At 62.5% G+C, this 2,781-nt stretch carries 3 protein-coding genes; 1 reads left to right on the top strand and 2 read right to left on the bottom strand.

The window, feature by feature from the left end:
* Positions 1 to 76 precede the first annotated feature (76 nt).
* Positions 77 to 1,726: a reverse transcriptase/maturase family protein gene (locus StrepF001_RS44925; RefSeq protein ID WP_206307171.1), complete on the top strand. Its 1,650-nt coding sequence runs from the start codon at positions 77 to 79 to the stop codon at positions 1,724 to 1,726.
* 589 nt (positions 1,727 to 2,315) lie between these two features.
* Here StrepF001_RS44925 and StrepF001_RS44920 read toward each other — a convergent pair.
* Positions 2,316 to 2,516, bottom strand: a complete 201-nt coding sequence (locus tag StrepF001_RS44920; RefSeq protein WP_129803832.1) for a hypothetical protein — start codon at positions 2,514 to 2,516, stop codon at positions 2,316 to 2,318.
* Positions 2,513 to 2,781: hypothetical protein (locus StrepF001_RS46835; protein WP_206307170.1), on the bottom strand; the 269-nt coding region annotated here is incomplete at its 5' end. The genes StrepF001_RS44920 and StrepF001_RS46835, both read right to left, overlap by 4 nt.

The following is a 2,781-nucleotide window of genomic DNA, read 5'->3' as shown; positions in this document are numbered from 1 at the left end:
ATGCCCGGTCAACGACACCACACAGACTCCGTCACAAGATCTCCGGCTGTAGTACACGCCGGAAACAGCGGACGGGATGCGCCTGGACAAGATCTGGGACATCATCAACGCGCTCCGCGCGGAGCGTTACCGCTGGACGCCGACGCGACGCGTCTACATCGAGAAGAAAGGATCAACGAAGAAGCGTCCACTCGGAGTCACGTCATGGACGGACAAGCTGCTGCAAGAGGTGATGCGGCTCCTGCTGGAGGCGTATTACGAGCCGCAGTTCTCCGATCACTCGCACGGGTTTCGGCCCGGACGAGGCTGCCACACCGCGTTACAGAGCATCAGCCCTGGCTGGCGGGGCACAACATGGTTCATCGAGGGCGACATCACCGACTGCTTCGGGTCCCTCGACCACTCGATCATGAGGTCGATCCTGGCCGAGAAGATCCACGACGGCCGGTTCCTGGGGCTGATCGATGGGCTGCTCCGGGCCGGATATCTGGAGGAATGGCGCTATCACGCGATGCTCAGCGGTTGTCCGCAAGGCGGTGTGATTTCGCCCGTCCTCTCGAATATCTACCTGGACCGGCTGGACAGGTACATCGAGTCGAACTTGCTGCCCGCCTACAACCGTGGAAAACAGCGCCAGTTCAACCGCGCATACATGCGGCTGCGTGACGCCGCACGACGCCAGGCAAAGCTCGGGAACCGAGACAGGGCACGAACGCTGTGGCAGCAGATGCAGCGGCTGCCCTCTCGCGACCCGACCGATCCAGGTTTTCGGCGGCTTCATTACTGCCGTTACGCGGACGACTGGCTACTGGGATTCACCGGTCCCAAGCGGGAGGCTGAGGAGATCAAGATGAAGGTCGGCGAGTTCCTGCACAGCGAACTGAAACTGGAACTTTCCCCGGCCAAGACTCTGATCACACACGGGCGGACGCGTCCCGCTCGTTTCCTCGGCTACGAGATCACGGTCTATCAGAGCGACACCAAGCACTCTCAGCTTGGCTGGCGCAGTATCAACGGTCAGATCGGGCTGAAAGTACCCCTAGGTGTCGCCCGCTCAAAGGCCAAGCCTTACCTCCGGCACGGCAAACCGATCCACCGGGCCGAGCGCATGACCGACATTGATTTCTCGATCATCGCGCAATACCAGGCGGAATACCGGGGCGTCGTGAACTACTACCAACTGGCCGTCAACCGGCACCCGTTCGAATGGCTGAAGTACGTCATGCAGTGCTCGTTGACCAAGACACTGGCGCACAAATACCGCATCAGCGTCCCCGAGGTCTACCGACGCTACCGTGCCGTTCTGGCCACCGACCACGGCCCCCGACAGGGACTGCAAGTGGTCATCGAGCGCGGTGGCGACCGAAAGCCACTGGTAGCCCAGTGGGGAGGGATCTCCCTGGCCCGCAGAACCGTGGTCAAGACCCTGGACGACCACCCCCCGAAGGTCTGGAACAACCAACGGTCCGAACTGGTGCAACGGCTTCTCGCCGAGACGTGCGAACTCTGCGGGTCCGGACAGAACACCGAGGTGCACCACATCCGGCACCTGAAAGATCTTCAACGGAAAGGGCGGGCTCCCAGGCCCGAATGGGCCGAGCGCATGGCCAGTCGCCGTCGCAAGACCCTGGTCGTCTGCCGCCGCTGCCACCACGCCATCCATAACGGACAGCCGACAGAGCAGCAAACGCGGAACATGACACTGGAGAGCCGGGTGCGGTCATAAGCCGCACGCCCGGTTCGGGAAGGGGCCGTCGGAAAAGGACCCGAGCCTCGGGCACCTCGTCGGCGGCCTACTTCACCCTTCCCGACCGGTGCTGCGAACACCGGCCTACTCGATGACCATCAATCGATCACTCGGGAAGGTACGCCCCTTCGCGTGCTCCCCGAGCTCGATCCACAGGTCTTGAGCATGGCTCTCTACCGAGCCCTCCAGCACGATGCCCAAGCGTCACACGACCACGTGAACACCCTCGCAGTGGCTGCTTGACATAGGAGCAATCGGACGTGACCAGCCGGCCTGCCGAAGACGCCGTGGGTTCCCGGTGAAAGTCCCTCAGTCACGCTGAACTCACGGCCGTCGTGCTGGTAAGAGCCGTGTCACCGATTCTGCTGGCCTATTCCGCGCCCGGCGGTGCTGGTGACTCGTTGGTCAGTGCATCAGCGGCCGTCTTGGCGTTCCCGGTCGTGCTTCGGTCACCTTTGCCGCCTCGACCTCTTTCTTGCCGCATGACCGAATAAGCCAGCAGGATCGTCACCAGCCACAAACGTGGCTACCAGTCCTTGACGCGGTGAAGGGGCGACCCCACTGACTATCAGGTTGGGGGCTTACGGACGATACCGGTGAAGCCAGCAACGAACAGGGTGAGGAACGCCCAGCTCAAAACCTGCAGGACCACACTTGCCACGAAGACCCACTGCGCAGAGCCGACATTGGTCAGCTCGCAGCGGCCGGCCCCGATCGTTCCAAGCAGAGGCACAGCGCGGTCGACAGCGAACCCGATGCTCTCCATCACGCTGCAGCGACCACCCCCTCGAGCGGGCGAACCACCCAGCCGTGAGTATCCGCGAAGAGCATGAGGCCACAAGAGACCGTCATGACTGCGAGGAGGAACCACAAGGCGCGACCGGAGCGGTAGCCATAGCGCACCGTCACGCAGGCGATCCAATGCCAAACTCTGGTCCCTCGCCGGGCGGCACCCTCCTGGTTGAGGGTCTTACCGAAGGCGTCCTGCTGGGCAATAAGAGGACGTCTCATTTGGGATGTTCGATAGTCTGTCG

Origin of the sequence: Streptomyces sp. F001, from assembly GCF_004187715.1 — a bacterium.
GTDB lineage: Bacteria > Actinomycetota > Actinomycetes > Streptomycetales > Streptomycetaceae > Streptomyces > Streptomyces flavusporus.
The sequence above is the reverse complement of the archived record's forward strand: the minus strand, read 5'-3'. Positions and strand labels throughout refer to the sequence as shown.